Origin of the sequence: Actinosynnema sp. ALI-1.44 (assembly GCF_001984155.1) — a bacterium.
Lineage (GTDB): Bacteria > Actinomycetota > Actinomycetes > Mycobacteriales > Pseudonocardiaceae > Kibdelosporangium.
In genome coordinates, this window is the sequence record NZ_MTQO01000039.1 from 139,543 (window position 1) to 165,080 (window position 25,538).

A 25,538-nucleotide genomic window follows, 5' to 3' on the forward strand; every position below is an offset into this window, starting at 1 on the left:
CACTGGCCGTAGCATTCGGCTCAGTGTTCTGCGGCCAATGCGGTTCCGATGTATCCGGCGGCCAGCAAGGCGAAGATGTACGCCTGGATGACCTGGATGAACGCCTCGAGGAACGTCATCGCGATCGCGAACGCGAAGGCGAAGATCGAGGCGGGTTTCAACCATCCGCTCGCTTCGACCAGCAGGAACTCACCACCGAGGGTGAACACCAGCAGGATCAGGTGCCCGGCGAACATCGCCGCGAACACCCGGATGGCCAACGTGATCGGGTTCATCAGGAACTTGGTGAAGATCTCGATCGGCGTCAGCAGGAAGTAGATCGGCTTCGGGATGCCCGGGGGGAACAGCTCCTTCTTCAGGTACCCGCCGAGTCCGTGCTTGCGGATGCCCGAGATGTGGTAGACCGGGTAGATCACCAGGATCGACAGCGCCAGCGGGAACCCGATGTGCGAGAACGTCGGGAACTGGATGATCGGGATGATGCCGAAGATGTTGTTCACCAGGGTGAACGTGAACAGCGCGAGGATCAGCGGCACGTACGGCCTGAAGTCCTTCGCACCGATCTGCTCACGGGTGATGCTGTTGCGGCTGAAGTCGTAGACACCCTCGGCCAGGAACTGGAACTTGCCGGGAACGAGCTTCAGGTTGCGCGACGCGAGCAGGAAGAACGCGGCGATGATGATGATCGACAGCACGACCAGCACCATCGGCTTGGTGACGCTGCCGAAGATGGGCGGCAGGAAGAAATCTCCGACGCCGGGCGGCTTGAACTCGCCGCCTTCCGCCAGCAACGACATGCCCAACGGGGGCTCCTTCCGGTTCTCCCGGCCGGCCGTGTGTCACACCACCGGGGGAATCGTCACGATCAGGACGTAACGTACCTGACGTACTGCAAGCACTCGAAAGCGGGGCTCCCCCGGCGTGGTACCGGGCGGCGGTGCCCCTTCGGGCGAACACTATCAATCGGTCAGAACCAACCGAACGGGTGTACTGCTTAACCCTCGTCGCCCGCGGAGTCGGCCGCCTTCGTCGCCGGGATGATTGTAGGGACCTTGGTTCGCTGGAAGGCGAACACCTCGGCCGTCGCGGTCACCAGGATGGTCGCGAGCAGGGTGAACGCCAGCGAGTTGCGGTGCAGCGCCTCGATCCCGCCCAGCGCGGTCAGCGCGACGAGCAGGATCACCATCTTCACGACGAACCCGCCGAGCACCGCGATCAGCAGCATGTTCGTGCTGATCCCGGCGGTCTGCCGCATCAGCACGAGGGTGGCGACGGACGACAGGCAGGCGACCGCGCCGCCCGCCAGCGCGCCGTAGACCCCGTTCGCGCCGACCAGCACCCCGGCGACGACCACCGCGACCGCGATCGTGCCGAGCGTCCACCAGATCGCGCCCCTGAACATGGCCGTGGCCAGTTTGTGCACGATCTCCTTGGCGGATTCGGGCTGCTTGGGGACCTCGAAGGTCTCGCTGTTCTCGCTCATCGGTTCCTGAGTCTAGGTATCGCCGACACGAGCAACGCGACCAGTAGGCCGATCGCCATCCCCCAGACCACCACGAGCCCGTCGAACAGGCTCAGCGACACCGCCCCGAACGCCAGCACGGAGGCCCACAAGTAGATCAACAGCACCGCGCGGCGCTGCGAGTGGCCGATCTGCAGCAGCCGGTGGTGCAGGTGCATCTTGTCGGCGTGGAACGGGCTCAGCCCGCGCCTGGTCCGGCGGATGACCGCCATCAGCAGGTCGAGCAGGGGCACGAACAGCACCGCGGCCACGACGATGAGCGGGGAGAGCACCGCGATCGTGTTCACCGGACCCTGCTCGGTCGGCAGCTTCTTGCCCGCGGCCGACGTGCTGGCCGCGGCCAGCGTCAGGCCGATCAGCATCGAGCCGGAGTCGCCCATGAACAGCCGGGCGGGCTGGAAGTTGTGCGGCAGGAAGCCCAGGCAGGCGCCCGCGAGCGTGATCGACAGCAGCGCGGGCGCGTAGTTGATCACGTCGTTGTTCGTGTCGGACAGCAACTGGAACGAGAAAGTGCACGTCGCCAGGGACGCGATCACGCCGATGCCCGCGGCGAGGCCGTCGAGGCCGTCGATGAAGTTCATCGCGTTGATCAGCACCAGCGCCAGCAGCACCGTCAGCAGGCCGCCCTGGTTCATGTCCAGCACGATCAGCGAACCGCTCGGGCCGATGTCGTTGCCGCCCCACGGCACCCACACCAGCCACCACTGGATTCCGAACAGGACGATGATGCCCGCCGACATGGTCTGCCCGGCGAACTTCGTCAACGCGTCCAGCTCGAACCGGTCGTCGAGCATGCCGATCAGCATGATCACGCCACCGCCGACGAGCACGCCGTACGGATCGAGCGAGTACTCGAACGCCCTGCGCAGCAACGGCAACTGGTGGGCCAGCAGCATTCCGCCGCAGATGCCGAGGTACATCGCCAGCCCGCCGAGGCGCGGGATCGGCTTGGTGTGCACGTCGCGGTTGCGCGGGACGGCGACCGCGCCGATCTTGAACGCCAGCAGCCGGACCGGACCGGTCAGCAGGAAGGTCAGCGTCAGGCTGATCAGGCCGACCAGGAGGTACTCCCTGATCGGCAGGCCGTTGAGTGGGATATCGGGCGACACGCTCAGCTCCGGGGGTAGGCCGGCCGGTCGGCGACCATTCGCTCGACGTCCGCGCCGACCGCGGCGAGTTCGTCGTCGCCGCTCGCGCGCACCGCGCGCCCGATCAGCCCGGCGATCTCTGCCATGTCGGACTCGACCATGCCCTGCGTGGTCACGCACGGCGTACCGACCCTGATGCCGGACGCGACCATGGGCGGGTTGGGGTCGAAGGGAATCGCGTTCTTGTTCAGCGTGATCCGGGCGCGGTCGCAGCGCTGCTCGGCCTGCGCGCCGGTGGCGCGCTGGTTGAGGTCCAGCAACGCCAAGTGCGTGTCGGTGCCGCCGGAGACCGGCCGCATCCCTTCTGCCTCAAGGCCTTTCGCCAGCGCGGCCGCGTTCGCGACGACCTGCGCCGCGTACCGCGCGTACGCCGGGGTCGAGGCTTCCTTGAGCGCGACCGCCTTGGCCGCGACCACATGCATCAGCGGGCCACCCTGAATCGCCGGGAACACAGCCTTGTCGATCGCTTCGGCGTGCTCCTCCCGGGAGAGGATCATGCCGCCGCGCGGGCCGCGCAGGACTTTGTGCGTGCTGAACGTGACGACGTCCGCGTACGGCACCGGGGACGGGATCGCCTTGCCGGCGACCAGACCGATGAAATGCGCCGCGTCGACCACGAGCACCGCGTCGACCTCGTCGGCGATCCGCCGGAACGCCGCGAAATCGATGAGCCTAGGGTACGCGGTCGCCCCCGCGATGATCATTTTGGGGCGGTGTGTCAACGCCAGGTCCCTGACCTGGTCGTAGTCGATGAGTTCGGTGTCCTTGGCGACGCCGTACGACACCGGCTGGAACCACTGTCCGGAGAAGTTCACCCGGGAGCCGTGTGTCAGATGCCCGCCGTGCGGCAACGACATCGCCAGCACGGTGTCACCCGGTTCGCAGAACGCGGCGTACACGGCCAGGTTCGCGCTCGCCCCGGAATGCGGCTGGACGTTGGCGTGCTCGGCGCCGAACAGCTCCTTCGCCCGGTGCACGGCGAGGTGTTCGGCGCGGTCCGCCTGGTCGCAGCCGCCGTAGTAGCGGCGGCCCGGGTAGCCCTCGGCGTACTTGTTGGACAGCGCGGACCCGGTGGCGGCGAGCACGGCCGGGCTCGCCAGGTTCTCGCTGGCGATGAGCTGCAGGCCGCCCCGCAGCCGGTCGATCTCACGCAGGAGGACGTCGGCGATGTCCGGGTCGGACTCGGCCAGGACATCGAAGTCCGGACCCCAGAAGGTCACCGAGCACTCCTTAGTCAAGCCGGGATCTGTACCTCGACGCCAAGCGCCTCTTCGACGGCCTGGCGGCTGACCGCGCCCTCACGCAGCAGGACCGGGTCGTTGCCGGTGAGGTCCACGATGGAGGACGGCACCGGATCACCGGACGGTCCCCCGTCCAGGTATACCGCGACGGACTCGCCCAGCTGGTCGCGGGCCTCCTCCGCGTTCGACGCGGGCGGGTGGCCCGACCTGTTCGCGCTGGACACGGCCATCGGCCCGACGTCACGCAGCAGTTCGATGGCGACCGGGTGCAACGGCATCCGGAGCATCACCGTGCCGCGCGTGTTGCCCAGGTCCCACGCGAGACTCGGCGCGTGCGGCAGCACGATGGACAGGTCACCGGGCCAGAACGCCTCGACGAGCTTGCGGGCCTGGTCAGGCACGGACAGCACGAGCCCGTCGATCGCCGTCCAGCTGCCGACGAGCACGCCGACGGGCATGTCGGGGCCGCGGTTCTTGGCTTCGAGCAGGGCACGCACCGCGCCGCTGTCGAACGCGTCGCAGCCGATGCCGTAGACGGTGTCTGTCGGGATGACCACGAGCCGCCCGGACCGCACAGCACCGGCCGCGGCGGCAAGGCCGTCTTGCCTGTCCTCAGGCAACGAACAGTCATACAGCGTGCTCACCCCCGTGACTCTATCCCTCGTGCCGGTCACGCCCTCATCACGGTCGGCCCACACCAAGCGATTTCGTGGCCCGCATCGCGAACAGCAGCGGAATGCGCGGCCGGGTGCCGGGCAACCGCCACCACCCGGTCGGCGTGGCGACCATGTCCTGCCAACGACGCCGGGGAATCTCCTCGGTTTCACGCATGAGGTCGACTCGCAGACCGGCGCCGACGAGTGCGTTGTGCACCGCGCCGAGCCCGTGCCGCCATTCGTAGGAGACCGTCGCCTCGGGCAACCTCGGCCCATCGGTGTACGTGAACGTAACCTGTCGTCACGCTCCCACGCACCGCGACCTTCCAGGTAGTCGTAGTCGAGCGACAACTCCTGCTTGTCGTACGGGGTCGTCCCGAGCGCGTTCAGCAACGGGTGGAACTCGACGACGTACACGAGCCCGGCAGGGCGCAGCAGGTCGGCCACCACGTTCGACTGGACGTATTCGACGTCGACAGCCGTGTCCTTGGCGATCAGCCTGGCAGTGCGCACCGACTCGGCGGAGAGGTCGAGTCCGACCGTGCGCGGTCTTGCCGACGCCGGGCAGGCCGTCGATCGCCGCCACCCGGGCACCGCCGGAACCGGCGTCGTGCGCCATCAACTGGTTGAGGCGAGCCATTTCCTGGTGGCGGCCGACGAAACAGCGCTTCGCGCAGCAGCACACCGAAATCCGCTCGTTCGACGCCGAGTTGGTGTGCCATCAGGAAAGAACGGGAGGTTGGCTTCCCGGCGCGGCGGCGACAGGCGCGCCGAGGTACGTCGTCGCGCCCGCCGCTGTCGCGTGGTCGTGGATGAGTTCGTTGGCGATGAGCATCCGCTGGGTCGTCGCCTTGTCGTCGCAGGACGATTCCCGGTCGACCGCGAAGAGGAAAACGACGGGCTCGTCGGGCAGTTCGAGCCGCGGCGCCGTGACTTTGCCCGCGTGGAAGGGATAAACCAGGATGAACCCGCCCTCGCCGATGTCCGCAGGCACCAGGTCCTTGACAGCACCGGCGACGATCGACTCGGCCTGCGAGTCCGGCAGGAAGAGGTTCAGCCACGGGTGGCACTGGTCCCAGAGCCCGGCCTCGCGCAGCATCCGCTCCGCGTCGGCGAGGCGATCGAGGAACTCGAAGTAGGTCGTCTCCTCGATTTCCTCGCTGCCACGGTGGTAGGCGAGTTCCGCGAGGGCGTCGGCACAACGCCGCGGTGGTTGGTCCGAGTAGAAGGACGCCAGCTCCAACTGGTACCGGTTGGTTCCGTCGTCGGTGAGGTCGACCTGCCCTTCGAGGTAGTCGAAGCAGCCCGCCGCGAGCAGGCGTCGCTGATCGGCGAGGAACACCGACAGGTCGTCGTAGTACAGCTGGTAGCGGCGGGCACGCGTGTGCGCCGGGATCAGTCTGATGGTCGCGCTCACGATGATGCCGTACTTGCCGTACCCCGCTCGTACGTTGTCGAACAGGTCAGCGTGCTGGTCGGCGGAACACGTGACGAGTTCGCCGTCCGGCGTGACGACGTCGAGGCTGAGCACGGTGTCCACCTGCAGCCCGTGGTGTTGGGTGGCACCGCCGATGCCTCCCACGGACAACGTCCCGCCGACGGACAGCTCCAGGTAGTCCGTCAGCACGGGCGGGGTAAGACCACGGGGCAGGGTCTCGGCCAGAACACGGCTCCAGCGCGCGCCCGCGCCGACGACGATCCGGTCGGCGCCGATCTCGTGGACGGCGTCCAGCGCCCGCGTGTCGACCACGAATCCACCGGCCGCCTGGGCTTGCCCGGCCGAGGAATGCCCTTCCGCCCGGGGGACCAGCGGACACGACTGCTCGGCGGCGAACCGGGCGAAAGCGGCGACGTCTTCGGCAGTGCGGGGCCGGAGGACGGCGAGGGGCGGGCGGGTGACCAGTCGTCCCCAGTCCTGCCCCGCCCAGCTCAGGGATCGCGGGTCGTCGAAGAGCAGACCTTCCTGTTCGAACTTGCGGTAAGTCTCGTGATCCGCGTGCTGGTTCCGCCCATGGGGCACGTGCTCTCCCTGACCTTTTCACCCAGTCCCACCGCAGGATAGGGCAGTCTCGTGTGACGCGGTTTCGGCCCGCCCTGAGCTTTACCCGAATGGCGGATTGGCGGCCGCGAACAGCCAATCTGCGTACCATGTGCTCCCCATGCGTGATCTGTCACAGGGAGAAGAACCCATGAAGACACGGATAGCGGCCGTCTGCGTGTGCCTCGTGCTCGCGTTGACGGGCTGCTCCGGGACAACGCCCGATCCGTCCGGTCGACCAGGGGCTTTACGAGTGGCCGTCGTGCTGGCCGGGCTGGCCGACGACTCGGGTTTCCACCAGATCGCGGCCGACGGTGTCCGGAAGTTCCAGCAGGACGGCGAAATCTCGCTGCAGATCCGCGAGTCGGTGATCAACCCGGTCGACGCGGAACCGATCTTCCGGCAGTACGCCGCGGAGGGCTACGACCTGGTCATCGGATGGGGTTTCTCGTACGCGGACGCGATCTTCCGCACCGCCAAGGAGTTCCCGGGCTCGCACTTCCTGACCACCGGCGGGGCCGACGTGGCGCAGAAGGCCACCGACAACGTCGCGACGTGGACGTACGCGGCCGAGGAGATGGGTTTCCTGCTCGGTTACATCGCCGGGCAGTCGAAGCTGTCACCGGTCGCCGTCGTCGAGGGCGAGAAGCAACCGTTCGTCCAGGCGCAGTGGTTCGGTTTCAGCCAGGGCCTGCGGCTGGCCAATCCGGCGGCGGTCGAGATGCCGCCGATCTACACCGGCAGCTTCGAGGACGCGGGGAAAGCCAACCAGGCGACCGCGACGCGTATCCGTGAGGGCGCGCGGTTGGTCGCGGCGAACGCCGAGGGGTACGCCGCCGGCGTCGCGTCCGCGGCGAAGGCGGCCGGTGTCGCCACGGTCGGGCTGGCGAGCACCACCAGCGAGGCGGCGCGGGAGGTCAACATCGGCCGGGTGCGCGTCGACCTCGTGCCCCTGGTGCGGGAACTCCTCGACCGGTTGAAGAACAAGACCTTCGCGCGACTGGCGCTCAAGTCCACGCTGGCCAACCGGAGCCTGGTTCCCAGCGACATCGCCAAGGTCGCGACGGCACCGGACGTGCCGGGAGATCTCGGCAGCCGGGTCGACGACCTCGTGGGGCAGTTGGCAGGCGGCAAGGTCACGGTCCAGCCCTGGACACCCGGCCGGTGACCACCAGCCCGATCGTGTCGTTGCGGGCTGTCTCCAAACGATTCGCCACAGTGCAGGCGCTCGACGGCGTCGATCTCGCGCTGCGCCCCGGCGAGGTGCACGTGCTGCTCGGCGAGAACGGGGCCGGGAAGTCCACCGCGACCAAGGTCCTGGCCGGACTGGAAGCACCGGACGACGGCGGGATCGTCCTGGACGGCGATCCCGTGGTGATGCGTGGCCGCGCCGATTCGATCCGGCGGGGTGTCGGCCTGGTTTCCCAGTCGGGCAGCCTGATCGGTGGGCTCACCCTGGTCGAGAACCTGTTGCTCACCCACACGTCGTGGTTCGCCCGGCGAAGCACCGCGGTCGACATGCTGCACAGGGCCGCGGACGCGGCCGGAATCACGCTCGACCTGGACACCCCGGCGCACGCCCTTGGTGTCGCGCAACGCCAACTCGGTGAGCTCGCCATCGCGTTGGCGCAGGGCGCACGTGTCCTGCTGTTGGACGAACCGACATCGGCGTTGGGGCCGCACGAGATCGGCGGTCTGTTCGCCCGGCTGCGCCAGCTCGCCGAATCCGGCGTGGCGATCCTGTTCATCACCCACCGCCTGTCCGAGATGAGGCAGGTCGCCGACGTCGCGACGGTACTGTCACACGGCAAGGTGTCGCTGCACGGCAGCGTTTCCGAGACCGACGACGACACACTGCTGCGTGCCATGACCGGCGAGCTCCCGCCGCGCGCCGTCGAGCGACCACATCGGACAGTGGGTCCAGTCCTGTTGCGACTGGCCGAAGTCACGGCTGCCGGTCCCGAACGAGTACCGTTGCGCTCGGTCAGCATCGAGGTGCGCGGCGGTGAGATCCTCGGTGTGCTCGGGGTCGCGGGCAACGGTCAACGCACCCTCGCCGAAGTCGCCGCGGGCGTGCTCACCCCGTCGCTCGGGTCGGTCCAAACCAGCAGGGACGTGGCCTACGTACCGGAAACGCGATCGGACGGGCTGTTGCCGGACATGCCCGCGAAACGTTCGGCCGTCCTGCGCAGGTTGACCGAACCGGCGTTCGCCCGGCTCGGTGTGCTGGACGACCGCGCGGCAGGCCGGTTCGCGGCGGAGTTGTTCGACCGGTACGACGTGCGTCCCCGTGATCCGGAAGTTCCCGCCGCGTTGCTGTCCGGTGGCAACCAGCAGAAACTCCTTGTCGGACGCGAACTGGACGGTGCACCGCGGATCGCGGTGCTGCACGGGCCGACGCAGGGGCTGGACGTGCGTGCCACCGAGGCGGTCAGGACGGAGATCCGGCACGCGGCCGAGGAGGGCACCGCCGTCTTGTTGGTCTCGTCTGACATAGACGAAGTACGCGGGTTGGCCGACCGGTTGGTCGTCCTCTTCGACGGTCGGGTGGCCGACCAGTTCGACGCCGCTGACTTCGACGCGACGAGAGTGGGTCGCGCGATGGCCGGACTGCCCACGACTGCGGCAGACCACCAATGAGGACTGTTGTGATCGCCGCGTGCGTGTCCGTCGGTCTCGTGATCGCCATCGCGGTACTCGCCGCCTCAACCGGGAGTGACGTGCCGGTGATAGCGGTGGGTTGGTGGCGTGGTGCTTTCGGCACGCCGTACAACGCAGTGCAGACATTGTCATTCGCTACACCGTTGGTGCTTGTCGCGCTGGGCGTATCCGTCGCGCTGCGCGCAGGCATGGTGATGGTCGGCGCGGAAGGTCAGCTGATCGTCGGCGCGATCCTCGCCACCGTGACGTTGCAAGCCCTTGGTCCGGTCCCCGGCCTGGTGGCTCTGCCGTTGGGTGCCGTCGCGGGGATGATCGGCGGCGGCTTGTGGTCGACGCTGTCGGGCGCGTTGTTGTTGCGTTGGCGTGTCAACGAAATCCTCAGCGCACTGCTGGCCAACTACCTGGCCGTGCACTTGCTCGCCTACCTGTTGCGCACCGGTCTGCGCGACCCGGCCGGTGCCGCGACGCCCCAAAGCGCGCCGCTGCTGGCGGAAGCGCTCATCCCGCGCCTGCCAGTCCCCGGCCGTCTACACGTGGCGGCGCTCGTCGTGCTCGGGATCGTGCTGATCGCACTGTGGTGGCACCACAGCCGGATCGCGTTCATCGTCGACGTGCACGGCCAGCGGCCGTGGCTCGCCAGCCGACTCGGTGTCAGTCCGGCGAGCATCGTGCTGTCGACCTCGGCCGTCTCGGGTGCCGCAGCGGGGCTCGCCGGCTGGATGCAACTCGCCGGGGTCGACGGGCGGCTGCACCCCGGGATCAGCGCGGGAATCGGCTTCTCCGGCCTGGTCGTCGCCGTTCTCGGCCGCAACCACCCGGTGGGCATCGTCATGGCCGCGATCGCGTTCGCCTCGCTGACCACCGGCGCGAACGGCGTCCAGATCGCCACCGGAACGGTTCCCGCCTCGATCGGCGCGGTGGCTCAGGCACTGCTGTTGCTCGCGGTGGCGGTCGTGGTCGTGGTCGCCCGCCGGAACGTCGCCGCCCGACGGGCCCAGCGGAAGGACGACCGTGCTCTCGCTTGACTTCTGGGTGCTCGTGCTGGCCGGTGCCCTCGCCTCGGCCACACCCGTCGTGCTCGCCGGGCTCGGCGAGGCCGTCCTGCACCGTGCCGGGCAGTTCAACCTCGGTATCGAGGGCATCATGATCTGCGGCGCGCTCGCCGGGGTGCTGGGATCCGCCGCCGCTGGGCCGTACGCGGGTGCCGGGCTCGGTGTGCTTGTCGGCGTCCTTTTCGGGCTCGTGTTCGCGTGGGGGTGTCTCGCCGGAATCGACATGGTGCTGGTCGGCGTCGCGCTCACCATGCTCGGCGTCGGGGCGAGCACGTTCGTCTTCCAGTCATGGGTGCCGTCCGGACGCACCAACCTGTCGGTGACGACTCTGCCGACCATGGACGTGCCAGGCCTGAGCCGCCTGCCCGGGATAGGCGCGTTGTTCTCCGGTGTCGGCGTGCTCACGTACGCGGCCGTCGGACTGGCCGTCCTGACATGGTGGGTGTTGCGGTGGACCAGGTTCGGGTTGCGGATCCGGGCTGTCGGTGACTCGCCCGAGGTCGCCGAGGTCCGCGGTGTGTCCGTCGGCCGGTACCGGGCGGTCGCCGCGCTCATCGCGGGCGGCTTCGCCGGTCTGGCGGGAGCCGCCCTGTCGCTGTCGGCCATCGGCAGCTTCAGCCCGGGGATGAGCGGTGGTCGCGGCTTCATCGCACTCGCGGTGGTTGTCGTCGCCCGCCGGACCCCGTTCGGCGTCCTGGCCGGTGCGCTGCTGTTCGCGGTACCCGACAGTCTCGGGCTGCTCGGCCAGACCAGGGACATGGGTTTGCCTGTGGAGGTGCTCCACGCGCTGCCGTACCTGGTCACGTTCGTCGTCGTGTGCCTGGAGTCGAGGCACCGCATGCGTTCTCGTGGCAAGGCGGCCGTCTGAGCAGGCCGAGACATGGCGTACCCGTCTCACGAACGGCGGCGCGCGGTGGCGAACCGGGGACGGCCAGCCAAGTCGGCGTGATCCTCCACATCGGACATCACGCGCCGTGCGGACAACAGGTGGGGCACGGATTCGCCTTGGGTGTCATCGTGCTCGATGCCGACCCATCCCCCGGGTTTCACCAGCCGGGCGGCACAGGAGATGACGGACTTGACGACGTCGAGGCCGTCGGGACCGCCGAAGACCGCGATGTCCGGGTCGTGGTCGGCCACCTCGGGCGGAACCGGGGTGTCGTCGGGGACGTACGGCGGGTTGCACAGCACCAGGTCGACCGTGCTTTCCATGGACGCCAACAGTTTCGGGTCGGTGACGTCCCCGGAGTGCAGCCGGATCGGGGTGTCACCGGCCTCCCGGCGGATGTCGGCGTTGCGGCGCGCCCACGACAGGGCGACACGGTCGAGCTCGACGGCGTGCACGACCGCGTCCGGCCTGGCGTTCGCGAAGGCCAGCGCGAGCGCACCCGACCCGGTGCACAGGTCGACCACGACAGGAGCCCGCGGCGCGACCGACAACCCCCACTCCAGCAACAGATCCGTCTCCGGCCGCGGCACGAACACCCCTGGCCCCACGGCGAGCGGGATGGCACCGAGCCACCCCGTGCCGGTGATGTGCTGCAGCGGCTCACGCGCCGCGCGCCTGGTCACCAGCTTGCCGATCGCGTCCACAACGGACGGGTCGACGAGCGGGACGAGCGGGAGACGCCCCCGCTCCACGCCGAGAACGTGGGCAGCCAACAACTCCGCGTCGGTCCGCGGACTGTCCACACCGGCCTCGTGGAGAATCCGCTCGGCTTCGATGATGGCCATCCTCAGCGGGGTTCGCGTCATGGCCGATGAGCTTAATCAGCCCTTGGCCGCGGCCAGCCGCTCGGCCCGGTCGGCGTCGGCCAGCGCGTCGAGCACGCCGTCCAGCTCGCCTTCCAGCACCTGGTCGAGGTTGTAGGCCTTGTAGTTCACCCGGTGGTCGGAAATCCGGTTCTCGGGGAAGTTGTACGTGCGCACCCGCTCCGAGCGGTCCACGGTCCGCACCTGGCTGCGCCGGGAGTCGGAGGCCTTCTTGGCCGCTTCCTCGTCGGCCAGCGCCTGCAACCGCACCTTGAGCACGTGCATCGCCTGCGCGCGGTTCTGCAGCTGGGAGCGCTCGTTCTGGCAGGACACCACGATCCCGGTCGGCAGGTGGGTGATCCGGACGGCCGAGTCGGTGGTGTTGACGCTCTGGCCGCCGTGCCCGGACGAGCGGAAGACGTCCACCCGCAGGTCCTTCTCGTCGATCTCCACCTCGACGTCCTCGACCTCGGGGTAGACCAGGACACCAGCCGCGGACGTGTGGATGCGGCCCTGCGACTCGGTCACCGGGACGCGCTGCACCCGGTGCACGCCGCCTTCGAACTTCATCCGCGACCAGACGCCGTCGGGATCCGATGCCTTCGACTTCACCGACAGCGTGACGTCCTTGTAGCCGCCGAGGTCGGATTCGTTGGCGTCGAGCACGTCGACCTTCCAGCCACGGCGCTCGGCGTACCGCGTGTACATCCGGAACAGGTCGCCCGCGAACAGCGCGGACTCCTCGCCGCCCTCACCGGACTTGATCTCGACGAGCACGTCGGAGCCGTCGTGCGGGTCGCGCGGCAGCAGCTGCTCGGACAGGCGCTCCTCCAGCTCGGGGATGCGCTTGGTGAGCGCGTCCGCCTCGGCGGCGAACGCCTCGTCCTCGGTCGCGAGCTCCTGGGCGGCGGTGAGGTCCTCGCGGGCGCTGTCCAGTTCGCGGAGGGTCTTCACGATCGGGGTGAGCTCGGAGTACCGGCGGCCGAGCTTGCGCGCGCGTGCCTGGTCGGCGTGCACAGCCGGGTCAGCCAGCTCACGCTCCAGCTCGGCGTATTCCTTCGTCAACTCGTCCACGGTTTCACCCCTTCACTCAAACGTTTCCGGACACGACAACGGCGCCCGGACCCCTGCGGGGTCCAGGCGCCGTGGACGCATCTACTTCTTGCGCTTGCCGTAACGCGCCTCGAAGCGCGCGACCCGGCCACCGGTGTCCAGGATCTTCTGCTTGCCCGTGTAGAACGGGTGGCAGTTCGAGCAGACCTCGACGTGGATGGAACCGGAGGTCTTGGTGCTGTGGGTGGTGAAAGTGTTCCCGCAGCCGCAGGTCACCTCGGTGGTGACGTACTCGGGGTGGATACCGCTCTTCACTGATCTCGCCTCTCGTTGTGGCCGCCGGGTCCCCTGGTGATCGTCGGGGTGAACCGGAGCCGGACTCGACCTCTTAGTTTGCCAGACGCGCTGACCAGCTCGTACAACACCTCCTCGGCGGTCTTTGTTCCCCGTTCGCCCGCTCGTCGCGAACGGCGGACCACCGGGCGCACACCAGCGGATGCTGACCGAAGTCAGGGTTATGACCAGCCATAACCGCCGCCACACTTACCCCGTGCAATGCGCCGCACGCCGCCCGCTCCCGCTGCTCGCCTGGGCAGCGTTGCCGCTGCTGCTCACCGCAGTTGTGCTGGGTTTCACATCACTGGGCGAACTGGTGCTCGGCGCATCCGGCACCACGGTCCTGACCAGCGCGCACGCCGGGGCGGCCGCCGGGCTGACGGCGATCGTCGGCCACTCGATCGAGTGGCCACCGGGCTGGCAGCGGTGGAACTGGCCCTACGCCGCCCTCATCCTGGCCACCGGAGTCGCCCTGCACGGCACAGCCGTCCCGGCGATCCTGGCCATCACCCTCGGCATCCCCAGCGGAGCACTGCTCCTACACATGACCCGGCTACACAAAACCCTCGTGAGGGGTTACCGGGGTTAGAAGCCCGGCAACCACTCACGAGGGGGTTTGTCAGTCGTTGTCCGAACCAGGGGTCGTCTTGGCCACCTGCATCAGGAACTCGATGTTCGTCCGGCTCTTGCGCAGCCGGTCGAGCAGCAGCTCGATGGCGGCCTGCGGCTCCAACGCGTGCAGCACGCGACGCAGCTTGTGCGTCACCGCCAGCTCGTCCGGCGACAGCAGCAGGTCTTCCTTGCGCGTGGACGACTGGTCGACGTCCACCGCGGGGAAGGTCCGCTTGTCGGCGATCTTGCGGTCCAGCTTGAGCTCGGCGTTGCCGGTGCCCTTGAACTCCTCGAAGATCACGCTGTCACCGGCGGAGCCGGTCTCGACCAGCGCGGTCGCGAAGATGGTCAGCGAGCCGCCGTTCTCGATGTTGCGCGCGGCACCCAGGAAACGCTTCGGCGGGTACAGCGCCGTCGAGTCGACACCACCGGACAGGATCCGGCCGGACGCCGGGGCCGCCAGGTTGTACGCACGGCCGAGACGGGTCACGGAGTCGAGCAGCACGACCACGTCGGTGCCCATCTCCACGAGCCGCTTGGCCCGCTCGATCGCCAGCTCGGCCAGCATGGTGTGGTCCGACGGCGGGCGGTCGAACGTCGCCGCGATGACCTCGCCGTCGACGTTGCGCTGCATGTCCGTGACTTCCTCGGGGCGCTCGTCCACCAGGACGACCATGAGGTAGCACTCGGGGTTGTTCTTGGCGATCGCGTTGGCGATCTGCTGCAGAACCGTCGTCTTACCCGCCTTGGGCGGGGAGACGATCAGCGCGCGCTGGCCCTTGCCGACCGGCATCACCAGGTCGATGACACGGGTCGAGAGGATGTGCGGCTCAGTCTCGAGGCGCAGTCGCTCGTTCGGGTACAGCGGCGTCAGCTTGGTGAACTCCGGACGGGTCTTGGCCTGCTCCGGGTCCATGCCGTTGACGGTCTCGACGCGCACCAGCGGGTTGAACTTCTGCCGCTGCTGCTCGCCCTCACGCGGCTGGCGGACCAGGCCGGTGATCGCGTCACCGCGGCGCAGGCCGTAGCGGCGCACGAGCGACAGCGAGACGTACACGTCGTTGGGCCCGGCGAGGTAGCCGGAAGTACGCACGAACGCGTAGTTCTCCAGCACGTCCAGCACACCCGCGACGGGCAGCAGGACGTCGTCCTCGCGCACCTCGGTGTCGGTTCCACCGCCACCGGTGCCGCCTTCACCGCGGCCACGACGGCGACGGTCGCGGAAGCGACGGCCGCGACGACCGCCCCTCTCGTCGTCGTCATCGTCGTCCTGCGCGTTGTCCTGGTTCTGGTTCTGCCTGCCCTGGCCACCGCGGTCGTTACGGTCGTTGCGATCGTTACGGTCCCCGCGGTCATTGCGGTTGCCCCGCTCACCGCGTTCGCCGCGCTCGCCACGGTCGTTGTTGCGCTCGCGCCTGTCCCGGCCCTGCTGGCGGTCGGACTGCTGACGCTCCGGGCGCTCCTCGCGGCCCGCCTGCGGCTCCGGCTTCGACTCGGCGACGGGCTCGGTCTTCGGCTCGGCCTTGACCTCGGCTGCCTTCGCCTCTTCGGCCTTGTCCGGGCTGCCCGCCGGACGGCCCGCGCGACGGCGACGGGTGCGGGTCGGCGCCTGCTCCTCGTCCGACGACGCCGGGGCCGGCTTCTCGGCCTTCTCGGCCTTCTCAGCGGCCGGGGCGGACTTCTCGATGGCCCGCTTCGGCTCCTTGGCTGACCTGGGCGGCTTGACCGCGGGCAGGTTGTCGAGCGGCAGCGTGTCCGCGGTGCCCCCACCGGACCCGCCCTGACGCTCCTTGATCGCAGCGATCAGGTCACCCTTGCGCATCCCGGTGGTTCCGGTGATGCCAAGCGTTCCGGCCAACTCGCGCAGCTCCGCCAGCACCATGCCGGACAGCCCTGCACGGCGGCGCGGGGCACCGCCGTTGGAGCCGGCGACCTGGGACTTGTCAGAAGTGCCCGCAGCCGTGTCGCTGCTCAACAGATCGGTGTTGCTCACTAATGTCCTTCCTGACCGGTCCCCGCCTCCTACGTGGACCAGCGGACCGCCGCCCGACGGAACGCGGAACGGCTTGTCTGTCCGTCCTCGACGGACCCGGATCACCGCGCCGACCACGAATTTGGCCAGGCGCGAGACGGATTCGCCAATACGGAGCATCGGTCACCACGGCTGTCGGGAAACCCCTGAACATCGACTCCAGTTGGATGGGGCCGACATCCTTTACGGCAGATGCGACCCAGGAAGATTTCCCTGGGAACGACACCGGGCGCCCGTGCGCGCGGTGACTGAACGCCCCCGAGGGTAGACGGCGCTGCCGCGACGTGCAACAACCACCCCCCGGCGCGTCGAGACGCGCTAGAGCGCCCTGACCTGCACCCCCACCCTGTCGACAGCCAATTCCCGCGTGTCGAACCCCGCCAGATCCACTCCATCGGGCAGTTTGCCGTCCGCAGTGAGCACCATCACGGTCGGACCCGCACCGGAGACCGCCGCGGCGAGACCGTGCTCGCGCAAGATCTTGACCAGCCGCAAACTCGCAGGCCAGGCGGCTTCCCGGTAGTCCTGGTGCAACCGGTCGGCCGTCGCCGGCAGCAGCAGGTCCGGCCTCGCCGTGACGGCGTGGACGGCCAGCGCGGCGCGGCCGGTGGCGAACGCCGCGTCGGCGTGCGGGACACGATCCGGCAACAGCTGCCTGGTCACCGAGGTCCTGGATGATTCACCCGGAATGAGCAACACCGGCTGGATCGCGGAATGGGGGTCGAGGCGGACGGCTCGGTACCGGTCACCCTCGGTCCACGCCACCACGAGTCCGCCAAGGAGGCTGGCGGCCGCGTTGTCGGCGTGTCCTTCGAACTCCGCAGCAACCTGCAACGCGTGCTCGTCGGTTTCCATTCCCGCGAGGCCGTACGCCGCCGCGACACCCGCGACGGCGGCAGCCGCGGACGAACCGAGGCCGCGTGAGTGTGGAATGGCGTTGCGGCAGCGCAATTCCAGGCCAGGTGGCCGAAACCCGATCCGCTCACCGGCCGCCCGCAGCGCACGGACGACGAGGTGCGACTCGTCCGTGGTGACTTCGCCCGCGCCTTCGCCATCGACGGTGACTTCCAAACCCCGTGGGATGATCCGCGCTTCGATCACGTCGTACAGGCCGAGCGCCAAGCCAAGCGCGTCGAAACCGGAGCCCAGGTTAGCGCTGGAGGCCGGAACACGCACCTCGACGGCACTCATGCGAGTTCCAGCGCCGCGGCGACCGCACCCGCGTCGACCGGGACCGGCTCGACCTCGTGCATGGCCAGCAACGCCGTGTCCGGGTCCTTCAGGCCGTGCCCCGTGACCGTGCACACCACGACGGAACCCGACGGCAGGCGACCGTCCTCGGCCACCGCCAGCAGCCCGGCGACGCTCGCGGCCGACGCGGGCTCGACGAAGACGCCCTCACGGCTGGCCAGCAGCCGGTACGCGGCCAGGATCTGCTCGTCGGTGACCGCGTCGATCAGGCCGTCGGACTCGTCACGCGCGCCGATCGCGCCGGCCCACGACGCGGGGCTGCCGATCCGGATCGCGGTCGCGATCGTCTCCGGGTCCCTGATCGGCTCGCCGTGCACAAGCGGCGCGGCACCGGCCGCCTGGAAACCGAACATCCTCGGTGTGGTGGAGACAACCGCTTCATTGGCGTATTCGCGGTAGCCGCGCCAGTAGGCGGTGATGTTGCCGGCGTTGCCCACCGGCAGGCAATGCACGTCCGGCGCGCGGCCGAGCACGTCGCAGATCTCGAACGCGGCGGATTTCTGCCCTTCCAGCCGCACCGGGTTGACGGAGTTGACCAACGCGACCGGGTGGTCGGCCGCGGTCTTGCGGGCCAGTTCGAGGCAGTCGTCGAAGTTGCCGTCGACCTGGAGGATCCGGGCACCGTGCACGACCGCCTGCGCCAGCTTGCCGAGCGCGATCTTGCCGCGCGGCACCAGAACGGCACAGGTCAGCCCGGCACGGGCGGCGTACGCGGCGGCCGACGCGGACGTGTTGCCCGTCGACGCGCAGATGACCGCCTTGTTGCCCTCGGCGAGGGCGTACGTCATCGCCACGGTCATCCCGCGGTCCTTGAACGACCCGGTCGGGTTGGCACCCTCGACCTTCAACATGACCTGGCTACCGGTCAACTCGGACAAGTGCGGCGCGTCGACGAGCGGCGTGCCCCCCTCGCCGAGGGTGATCACCTTCGCGCCCGCGGGCACTCTGATCCGGTCCGGATAGGCGTTGACGATGCCCGGCCACGCCGGACTGACTACTGACGTGGTCACGGTTCCTCGCCCTCGACGCGCATCACGCTGACCACCTCGCGCACCGCGGGCAGGCCTGCGACTTTGTCCACGGTGGACTTCAGTGCGGCGTCCGGCGCCGCGTGGGTGACGATCACCAGGCTGGCGTCGTCGGTCCGGCCCTCCTGGCGGACGGCCGCGATGCTCACGTCGTGCTCGGCGAACACCGCCGCGACGCTGGCGAGCACACCGGCCTTGTCGGCCACGTCGAGGCTCAGGTGGTAACGGGTCCGCACCTGCCCGACCGGCTGCACTTCCAGTGCGGCGTAGGCGGATTCACGCGGACCGCGGCCGCCGTGCACCCGGTTGCGGGCCACCGCGACGAGATCACCGAGCACCGCGCTCGCGGTCGGCGCGCCGCCGGCGCCCTGGCCGTAGAACATCAACTGCCCGGCCGCCTCGGCCTCGACGAACACGGCGTTGAACGCGCCACCGACGCTGGCGAGCGGGTGGCTGCGCGGGATCATCGCCGGGTGCACGCGGACCGCGACCGAGTCCCCGACGCGTTCGCAGATGGCCAGCAGCTTGATCGTGCGACCGAGCGTGCGCGCGGCGACGACGTCGGCCGACGTCACCGCCGAGATGCCCTCGCGGTAGACGTCACCGGCGGTCACCCTGGTGTGGAACGCGATCGACGCGAGGATCGCGGCCTTGGACGCGGCGTCGTAACCGTCCACATCGGCCGTCGGGTCCGCCTCGGCGTACCCGAGCCTGCTGGCCTCCCCGAGCGTCTCGCTGTAGTTCGCACCCGTCTCGTCCATCGCCGAGAGGATGTAGTTGGTGGTGCCGTTGACGATGCCCATCACCCGGGTGATCCGGTCGCCCGCGAGCGACTCGCGCAGCGGCCGCAGCAGCGGGATCGCACCGGCGACGGCGGCCTCGAAGTAGAGGTCCGCACCGGACTCGTCGGCGGCGGCGAACAGCTCACCCGAGCTCTCCGCCAGCAGCGCCTTGTTCGCCGACACGACGGACTTGCCCGCCCGCAACGCGTCCAGCAGCAGCGTGCGGACCGGCTCGATCCCGCCGATCACCTCGACCACGACGTCCACATCGGACGCGACCAGCCCGGCGGCGTCCGCGGTCAGCAGGTGCCTCGGCACGTCGCGGTGCCGGTCCGGCCTGCGGACCGCGATGCCGGTCAGCTCGATCGGCGCGCCGACTCTCGCGGCGAAGTCGTCGGCCTGCTCGTCGAGCAGCCGCACCACCTGCGTGCCGACGGTCCCGCACCCCAGCAGCGCGACCTTGATCGGTTTCAAGACTGGACCTCCAGTGCGAACAGGTCGTCCTCGGTCTCCCTGCGCAGCAACAGCCGCGCCTGCCCCTCCTTGACCGCGACCACAGCGGGCCGCGGCAGCCGGTTGTACCCGCTCGCCATCGCGTAGCAGTACGCGCCCGTGGCCGCGAGCGCGACGAGGTCGCCAGGCGCGACGGTGTCCGGCAGCCAGCAGTCCCGGACGACCACATCGCCTGCCTCGCAGTGCTTTCCGACGATCCGGCTGAGCGTGGCCGTGGTGTCGCCCCGGCCTTCGTCGCTGCGGCGGGAGACCAGGCGCGCGTCGTACACCGCGTCGTAGAGCGCGGTCCGGATGTTGTCGCTCATCCCGCCGTCCACGCTGACGTACCGCCGCGACGATCCCCCGCCGAGCGTGACGTCCTTGATCGTGCCGACCTCGTAGACCGTGACGCCGCACGGGCCCGCGATCGCCCGGCCCGGCTCGACCGCGATCTTCGGCATCTCCAGCCCGGCGTGCTCGCACTCCTTGGACACGATGGTCCGCAGCTGCTCGGCCAGCCACGACGGCGGCGGCGGGTCGTCCTGCGGCGTGTAGGCGATCCCCAGCCCGCCACCGAGGTCCACAGTGGTCAGATCACCGATCGCGTCGGCACCGTGCTGGTCGCGCAGCTCGGCCAGCAGCTTGATCACGCGGTGCGCGGCCACCTCGAAGCCGTCGACGTCGAAGATCTGCGAGCCGATGTGGCTGTGCAGGCCGGTCAGCCTGAGCCCACCCGACTTGAGCGTCCGCTGGACGGCTTCCTGCGCGTCGCCGGAGGCCAGCGAGAAACCGAACTTCTGGTCCTCGTGCGCGGTGGCGATGAACTCGTGGGTGTGCGCCTCGACGCCGACTGTCACCCGGATCAGCACCGGCTGGACCACGTCGCGCTCGCGGGCGATCTGGTCCAGCCTGGCGATCTCCTGGAACGAGTCCAACACGACCGCGCCGACACCGGCGTCGACAGCCGCGGTCAGCTCGGCGACGGACTTGTTGTTGCCGTGCAACGTGATCCGCTCGGCTGGGAAGCCCGCTCGCAGCGCGATCGCCAGCTCGCCGCCGCTGCACACGTCCAGGCTCAGCCCCTCCTGGGCGACCCACTTGGCGATCTCGACCGACAGGAACGCCTTGGACGCGTAGTGCACCAGCGCCGGGTCGCCGAACGCCTGCGCGTGGTCACGGCAGCGGGAGCGGAAGTCGTCCTCGTCCATCACGAACAACGGCGTGCCGTACTGCTCGGCCAGCTCGCGGACGTCGACACCGGCCAATCGGACCGCGCCGTCCTCGCCTCGCCCCGCGTTGCGCGGCCACACGCTCGCGGGCAGCTCATCGATCTCGGCGACCGTCGTGGGGCGCGGGCCCGCGGTGTTCGCGGGCAGCAGGACGTCCGCGTGCCGTGGTCCAGCTGGGTGGGCTCTCACTTCTCACATCCGTTCAGGGGCCGAGACGCCAACGGTCTCAAGGCCGTTCGCCAGGACTTGCCGCACCGCGCGCGACAGCCGCAGCCGCGCAAGGTGCACATCGGCGACCTCTTCGTCGCCTTGCGGCAGGATCCTGCACTCCGGGGTGTCGTACCACCCGTGCAGCGCGTCCGCCAGCCGTTCCAGATACCGCGCGACCCGGTCGGCCGCGAGAACTTCGAACTCGCCGAGGGTCCGGATCACGGCACCCTCGCGCTCGTGCGTCACCAACCCTAGATCGGCACCGGCCGGATCCATGCCGAATTTCACCGAGTTGTGCACCACTGCGCAGACACGCGCGTGCGCGTACTGCACGTTGAAGACCGGATTCGCCCTGATCCGCCGTTCGCGCAGGTCAGGATCGACGTCGTGCCACGCGCCGGTGACCGGCGGCCGCGCGCCGTACCGCGCGCCCCGCGCCTCGACGTCGGCCACGACTCCCGTCATCGCCGCCGCCGTCAGCCTCAAGTTGACGAAGCCCGGCCCGGCCGCTTCGGCCGAGTCGATTCCGTCACCTCCGGCCAGCGCCACCGCCAGCCACCGGGCAAGATCGGACGGCGGGACCCCGACGAGACCGCCGATCCGCAGCGGCAGCGCGGTCGCGAAGTCGCCGTGCGCCGGGTCGTCCGGCCGCCTCAAATCGACCGATTCGGGCAGCACGGTACTGTCGAGACCTCGGTCGGCGAGGACCTCGACGGCTGCGGCCCGAACCTTCTCGGCGAGCACGGCGGGGTTCACTCCGCGAAGTCTAGGTAGAGCGCCCCGACCTGGACGAACCGGCTCTTGAAGACCACCTGACGAAAGGGTGTCGCGTACCGTGCGTATCCGACCGATCCTCGCCGCCGGACTCGTCCTGCTGGCGTCAGCCTGCAGTGGTGGCGGCGACAGCGGCAAGCAGTTCTTCCCGCAGACCGACGCCAACCCCAGCGCGGAACCGAACGCCACCGACGAACCGACGTCGAAGGGCAAGCCACCGAAGACGGACGCACCGCCGCCCAACGACGCGGAGGCACCGAAGAAGATCAAGGACATCGAGGTCAAGCCGTACAACGCGCGCAACCACGTCGAGGCACCGAAGCGGGTCGCCTACGACCAGAACCCGCCGTTCGGCGGCAACCACGACGCGAACTGGGCGACCTGCAGCGGCGTGGTCTATACCAAGGCCGTCCGCAATGAGAACATGGTGCACTCGCTCGAACACGGCGCGGTCTGGATCGCCTACAACCCGGACACTCTGCCGAAGTCGGGCGTCAGCGAGCTGGCGCAGAAGGTCGAAGGTGTGCCGTACATGGTGATGTCGCCTTACCCCGGGCTGGACAAGCCCGTCTCGTTGCAGGCGTGGGGCCACCGGCTCAAGCTGGACGACGCGGGCGACCCGCGCGTCGACGAGTTCATCTCGACGCTGAAGCTGAACAAGGCCACGTTCCCGGAACCGGGCGCCACCTGCGACAACCCGTACTTCGAGCAGGACAACCCGCCACCGTTCGACCCGAGCCCCGCTCCGGCGGGCTCCGAACCAGTCGGCAGTTGACACCCAGCAGACACGTTGTCCTTACACTGTCCCACGGTGGTCGGTTAGTTACGAAACGAGGTCCGGATCGGGATGGCCAGCGGCACGAAGAACAAGAGCGGCGGCTCCAAGTCGGCAAAAGGCGGCAGCAAGGGCGTCAAGGCCATGCGGTCGGCCGCTGCGGTCAAGAAGCAGAAGCCGTGGGGCACCATATCGATCATCCTCGGTCTCGTCGTGCTGGCCGTGGTGGTGATCGGCTACTCGATGATGCAGGTCAACAAGGTGACCGCGTGGGTGCCGTCGGAGAGCAACCAGGACCCGTCCGAGGACATCTCGGGTGTCACGAAGGTCAAGTACGAGGCCGCCATCCACGTCAAGGGCAACCAGCGCGTCGCCTACGACCAGTCGCCGCCGTTCGGCGGGCCGCACGACGAGGTCTGGGCCGACTGCAACGGCATGGTCTACCCGAACCCCGTGCGCAACGAGAACATGGTCCACATGATGGAGCACGGCGCCATCTGGATCGCCTACAACCCGGACAAGGTCAAGGGCGGTGACCTCGACGCGCTCAAGGGCAAGGTCACCGGCCAGGACTTCATCGCCATCTCGCCGTACCCCGGCCTGGACAAGCCGTTCTCGATCCAGTCGTGGGGCCACCAGCTCAAGCTGGACAACGTCAACGACGAGCGCGTCGACCAGTTCATCCGGTCGCTGAAGCGCAACAACTACCAGTTCCCTGAGCCGCAGGCGCGCTGCGACACCATCCCGGGCAGCTTCGACCCGACCAACCCGCCGCCGTTCGACGCGAGCCCGATGCCCGCCGACGCCGTGAAGATGGACGGCACCGGCGCGAGCAAGGGCCAGGTGAACAACGGCACGGAGATGCCACCCGCGCCCCCGGCGCCATCCGGCTCGCAGGCCCCGCCCGCCACCGGTGCTCCTTCCGGCCAGCAGCCGCCCGCATCCGGCTCGCAACCGAGCCGATGACCGTCGACGATCGCGTCGACGACGAGGCCCTGGTCGACGAGGATGAGGCTCCGCGCCCCGGCGGGCAGCGGATTCTCATCTTCTCGGCGGCGGCCGTCGCCATCCTGCTCGTCGGCGCCGCGATCGGCATGCTGATCACCCGCGCCACCACCGACCAGACGTCCCTCAACCCGGGTCCCGACTCGGTCGACGTCGGGTTCGCGCAGGACATGTCGACGCACCACCTGCAGGCCGTGACCATGGCCAGCTGGGTTCGTGACCACACCACGGACACGACGATCAAGACGCTGGCGTTCGACATCGAAGGCACCCAGAAGGGCCAGGTCGGCATGATGGCCGGCTACCTGGACGTGTGGGGCCAGCCGGAGTCGCGACCGCCGAACCGGCAGGCGATGAGCTGGATGGCCACCAACCAGGCCGGATCGCACCAGCACGGCTCCAACCCCGACCACCCCGGCATGCAACCCGGACAGTTGATGCCGGGCATGGCTTCGCAGGAGGAGCTAGCGAAGCTGCGCAAGTTGACCGGCAAGGAACTGGACGTCTACTTCCTGCAGCTGATGCTGCGGCACCACGAAGGCGGCCTGTCCATGGCGCAGTACGGCCAGGACCACGTCGCGCTGGCGCCGCTGCGAAACCTCTCGCGCACGATCGTCGTCTCGCAGACCGGCGAGGCGGCGTACATGAAGAACCTGTTGGCCGAGCGCGGCGCGGAGCCGTTGCCAGCCAGCTAGGACGTCTTGCGCTCCAGCGCGCGGTCGAACACCACTTCGCGCGCTGAGCCCAGGCCCATCGCGATCGCGCCGGACAGCACGGCGGTCTCCCCCAGCTCACCGGCGACGATCTTCGGCCGCAGCGGCGTCGTGCCGCGCAGCGCCTCCTCCAGCGGGTCGGCGAGCAGGTCGGTGTTCGAACCGATGCCGCCGCCGAGCACGACCAGTTCCGGGTCGATCACGGCCGCGACGGCGCCGACGACGAACGCGAGCTGCTTGGCCTCCTCGGTGACCGCCCGCAACGCCTGCTTGTCGCCCTTGCGGGCCAGTTCGAAGAGCTCCTTGGCGCTCTTGACCTCGAGGCCCTGCTGGCGCGCCTTGCGGACGATGGAGTCGCCGGAGACCTCGTTCTCCAGCATGCCCCGATCCGGTGGCGTGCCTTGCGTTGTACCGTACGGCAAGTAACCGATCTCCCCGGCCGCGCCGTGCGCACCGCGAAACAGCTGGCCGTTGACGACGATGCCCATACCGATGCCCGTGCCAACCATGATGGACACAAACGTGTCGGCGCCACGGGCGGCGCCCGCGGTCATCTCCCCCACCGCGACGAGGTTCGCGTCGTTCTCGACCACGACGCCCTGGCCGAGCGCGCCCGTGAGCTCCTCGAGCAGGCCACGCCTGCCCCAGCCGGGGAGGTTCTGCGCGTGCTGGAGCGCGCCCGTCTTGACGTCCGGAACACCGGGACTGCCAACGACTTTGGCGACGACCTCGGCGGGGGATATCCCAGCAGCCGAAACGGTGTGCTCGCCGAGTTCCCTGAGCAGGTTGACCAGACTGCGGGCGCTGCGGCAGCGGTTGCGTTCGTCCACTCTGGACACGACGGCGCCGGACAGGTCGGCGACGGCGAGGCGCAGGCGTTCCCTGCCGACGTCGACGCCGAGCACGAAACCGGCGGCGGGGTTCTCGCCGTAGACGACCGCGGAACGACCGGGACCGGTGGACGTGCGGCCGACCTCGCGGACCAGGTGGCGCCGCTCGAGGTCGAGGAGGGCCTGGCCGACAGTGGGTTTCGACAGGCCGGTGTCCCTGGCGAGCAGGGGGCGCGTGGCCGGGCCGGCGGTGCGCAGCCGGTCCAGCACAGCTCGTTGGTTCAGCTCACGCATTCCGGACGGCGTACCCACCTGCGGCGTTCTGCCCACGTATCACTCCTTTGAC

General features: G+C 69.2%; 25 protein-coding genes. 8 read left to right on the top strand and 17 right to left on the bottom strand.

Annotated features, from left to right (window positions below):
• Positions 1–20: 20 nt before the first annotated feature.
• From atpB to ALI144C_RS13555, 7 genes are all read right to left on the bottom strand, one after another.
• Positions 21–803 carry a F0F1 ATP synthase subunit A gene (gene atpB / locus ALI144C_RS13525; protein ID WP_076987437.1) on the bottom strand — a complete coding sequence of 261 codons (783 nt, stop codon included), beginning with the start codon at positions 801–803 and terminating at the stop codon, positions 21–23.
• Between the two features lie 191 nt (positions 804–994).
• Positions 995–1,483: a hypothetical protein gene (locus ALI144C_RS13530; RefSeq protein WP_076987438.1), complete on the bottom strand. Its 489-nt coding sequence runs from the start codon at positions 1,481–1,483 to the stop codon at positions 995–997.
• On the bottom strand, positions 1,480–2,631 hold the full coding sequence (locus ALI144C_RS13535) for a glycosyltransferase family 4 protein (protein WP_076987439.1): 1,152 nt from the start codon (positions 2,629–2,631) through the stop codon (positions 1,480–1,482). Before ALI144C_RS13535 ends, ALI144C_RS13530 begins: the two co-directional genes overlap by 4 nt.
• A gap of 2 nt (positions 2,632–2,633) precedes the next feature.
• Positions 2,634–3,890 carry a serine hydroxymethyltransferase gene (gene glyA, locus ALI144C_RS13540; protein WP_076987440.1) on the bottom strand — a complete coding sequence of 419 codons (1,257 nt, stop codon included), beginning with the start codon at positions 3,888–3,890 and terminating at the stop codon, positions 2,634–2,636.
• Positions 3,891–3,904: 14 nt separating this feature from the next.
• Positions 3,905–4,555, bottom strand: a complete 651-nt coding sequence (locus tag ALI144C_RS13545) for an L-threonylcarbamoyladenylate synthase (RefSeq protein WP_076987441.1) — start codon at positions 4,553–4,555, stop codon at positions 3,905–3,907.
• 37 nt (positions 4,556–4,592) lie between these two features.
• Complete coding sequence (locus tag ALI144C_RS13550; protein WP_076987442.1) at positions 4,593–4,832, bottom strand: hypothetical protein; 240 nt, start codon at positions 4,830–4,832, stop codon at positions 4,593–4,595.
• A gap of 456 nt (positions 4,833–5,288) precedes the next feature.
• Complete coding sequence (locus ALI144C_RS13555) at positions 5,289–6,587, bottom strand: FAD-binding protein (RefSeq protein ID WP_076987443.1); 1,299 nt, start codon at positions 6,585–6,587, stop codon at positions 5,289–5,291.
• Positions 6,588–6,756: 169 nt separating this feature from the next.
• Between ALI144C_RS13555 and ALI144C_RS13560 the strand changes: the two genes are divergently transcribed.
• Genes ALI144C_RS13560 through ALI144C_RS13575 form a run of 4 tightly spaced genes read left to right on the top strand, consistent with a single transcriptional unit; the run spans position 6,757 to position 11,186 of the window.
• Positions 6,757–7,773: a BMP family ABC transporter substrate-binding protein gene (locus ALI144C_RS13560; protein WP_168211237.1), complete on the top strand. Its 1,017-nt coding sequence runs from the start codon at positions 6,757–6,759 to the stop codon at positions 7,771–7,773.
• Positions 7,770–9,245, top strand: a complete 1,476-nt coding sequence (locus tag ALI144C_RS13565) for an ABC transporter ATP-binding protein (protein WP_076987445.1) — start codon at positions 7,770–7,772, stop codon at positions 9,243–9,245. The genes ALI144C_RS13560 and ALI144C_RS13565 overlap by 4 nt, the downstream gene beginning before the upstream one ends.
• Positions 9,242–10,291 (top strand): ABC transporter permease, encoded by a 1,050-nt coding sequence (locus tag ALI144C_RS13570; RefSeq protein ID WP_083753002.1) that lies wholly within the window; start codon positions 9,242–9,244, stop codon positions 10,289–10,291. Before ALI144C_RS13565 ends, ALI144C_RS13570 begins: the two co-directional genes overlap by 4 nt.
• Entirely contained in the window at positions 10,278–11,186 is a 909-nt protein-coding gene (locus ALI144C_RS13575; RefSeq protein ID WP_083753003.1) for an ABC transporter permease, read from the top strand. Before ALI144C_RS13570 ends, ALI144C_RS13575 begins: the two co-directional genes overlap by 14 nt.
• Before the next feature lie 26 nt (positions 11,187–11,212).
• Here ALI144C_RS13575 and prmC read toward each other — a convergent pair whose 3' ends face one another.
• From prmC to rpmE, 3 genes are all read right to left on the bottom strand, one after another.
• Positions 11,213–12,073, bottom strand: a complete 861-nt coding sequence (gene prmC / locus ALI144C_RS13580) for a peptide chain release factor N(5)-glutamine methyltransferase (RefSeq protein ID WP_076987447.1) — start codon at positions 12,071–12,073, stop codon at positions 11,213–11,215.
• Positions 12,074–12,088: 15 nt separating this feature from the next.
• Entirely contained in the window at positions 12,089–13,144 is a 1,056-nt protein-coding gene (gene prfA / locus ALI144C_RS13585) for a peptide chain release factor 1 (protein WP_076987448.1), read from the bottom strand.
• An 81-nt stretch (positions 13,145–13,225) separates the two neighbouring features.
• Positions 13,226–13,438 carry a 50S ribosomal protein L31 gene (gene rpmE / locus ALI144C_RS13590; protein WP_054295215.1) on the bottom strand — a complete coding sequence of 71 codons (213 nt, stop codon included), beginning with the start codon at positions 13,436–13,438 and terminating at the stop codon, positions 13,226–13,228.
• A 235-nt stretch (positions 13,439–13,673) separates the two neighbouring features.
• On the opposite strand from rpmE, the gene ALI144C_RS13595 reads away from it, so the two are divergent.
• The gene (locus ALI144C_RS13595) at positions 13,674–14,048 is read left to right on the top strand and encodes a hypothetical protein (protein WP_076987449.1); all 375 of its coding nucleotides are present in this window, start codon (positions 13,674–13,676) and stop codon (positions 14,046–14,048) included.
• A gap of 30 nt (positions 14,049–14,078) precedes the next feature.
• On the opposite strand, the gene rho is transcribed toward ALI144C_RS13595, so the two are convergent.
• The 6 genes from rho to ALI144C_RS13625 all read right to left on the bottom strand — a co-directional run bounded on the left by rho (position 14,079) and on the right by ALI144C_RS13625 (position 21,851).
• Positions 14,079–16,064, bottom strand: a complete 1,986-nt coding sequence (gene rho / locus ALI144C_RS13600; RefSeq protein WP_076987450.1) for a transcription termination factor Rho — start codon at positions 16,062–16,064, stop codon at positions 14,079–14,081.
• 357 nt (positions 16,065–16,421) lie between these two features.
• Positions 16,422–17,294, bottom strand: a complete 873-nt coding sequence (gene thrB / locus ALI144C_RS13605; protein WP_076987451.1) for a homoserine kinase — start codon at positions 17,292–17,294, stop codon at positions 16,422–16,424.
• Positions 17,291–18,364: a threonine synthase gene (gene thrC / locus ALI144C_RS13610; RefSeq protein WP_076987452.1), complete on the bottom strand. Its 1,074-nt coding sequence runs from the start codon at positions 18,362–18,364 to the stop codon at positions 17,291–17,293. The genes thrB and thrC overlap by 4 nt, the downstream gene beginning before the upstream one ends.
• A complete protein-coding gene (locus ALI144C_RS13615; RefSeq protein ID WP_076987453.1) occupies positions 18,361–19,638 on the bottom strand; it encodes a homoserine dehydrogenase in 1,278 nt (425 codons plus the stop codon). The genes thrC and ALI144C_RS13615 overlap by 4 nt, the downstream gene beginning before the upstream one ends.
• Positions 19,635–21,074: a diaminopimelate decarboxylase gene (lysA, locus tag ALI144C_RS13620; RefSeq protein ID WP_076987454.1), complete on the bottom strand. Its 1,440-nt coding sequence runs from the start codon at positions 21,072–21,074 to the stop codon at positions 19,635–19,637. Before lysA ends, ALI144C_RS13615 begins: the two co-directional genes overlap by 4 nt.
• A gap of 3 nt (positions 21,075–21,077) precedes the next feature.
• Positions 21,078–21,851 carry a DALR anticodon-binding domain-containing protein gene (locus ALI144C_RS13625; RefSeq protein WP_076987455.1) on the bottom strand — a complete coding sequence of 258 codons (774 nt, stop codon included), beginning with the start codon at positions 21,849–21,851 and terminating at the stop codon, positions 21,078–21,080.
• A gap of 79 nt (positions 21,852–21,930) precedes the next feature.
• Between ALI144C_RS13625 and ALI144C_RS13630 the strand changes: the two genes are divergently transcribed.
• From ALI144C_RS13630 to ALI144C_RS13640, 3 genes are all read left to right on the top strand, one after another.
• A complete protein-coding gene (locus ALI144C_RS13630; RefSeq protein WP_237774123.1) occupies positions 21,931–22,644 on the top strand; it encodes a DUF3105 domain-containing protein in 714 nt (237 codons plus the stop codon).
• Positions 22,645–22,716: 72 nt separating this feature from the next.
• Positions 22,717–23,610: a DUF3105 domain-containing protein gene (locus tag ALI144C_RS13635; protein ID WP_076987457.1), complete on the top strand. Its 894-nt coding sequence runs from the start codon at positions 22,717–22,719 to the stop codon at positions 23,608–23,610.
• On the top strand, positions 23,607–24,344 hold the full coding sequence (locus ALI144C_RS13640; RefSeq protein ID WP_076987458.1) for a DUF305 domain-containing protein: 738 nt from the start codon (positions 23,607–23,609) through the stop codon (positions 24,342–24,344). The genes ALI144C_RS13635 and ALI144C_RS13640 overlap by 4 nt, the downstream gene beginning before the upstream one ends.
• Here the strand turns inward: ALI144C_RS13640 and ALI144C_RS13645 are convergent.
• Positions 24,341–25,486: an ROK family transcriptional regulator gene (locus ALI144C_RS13645; protein ID WP_076987535.1), complete on the bottom strand. Its 1,146-nt coding sequence runs from the start codon at positions 25,484–25,486 to the stop codon at positions 24,341–24,343. The two genes, ALI144C_RS13640 and ALI144C_RS13645, sit on opposite strands and share 4 nt — an antisense overlap.
• Between the last annotated feature and the right edge of the window lie 52 nt (positions 25,487–25,538).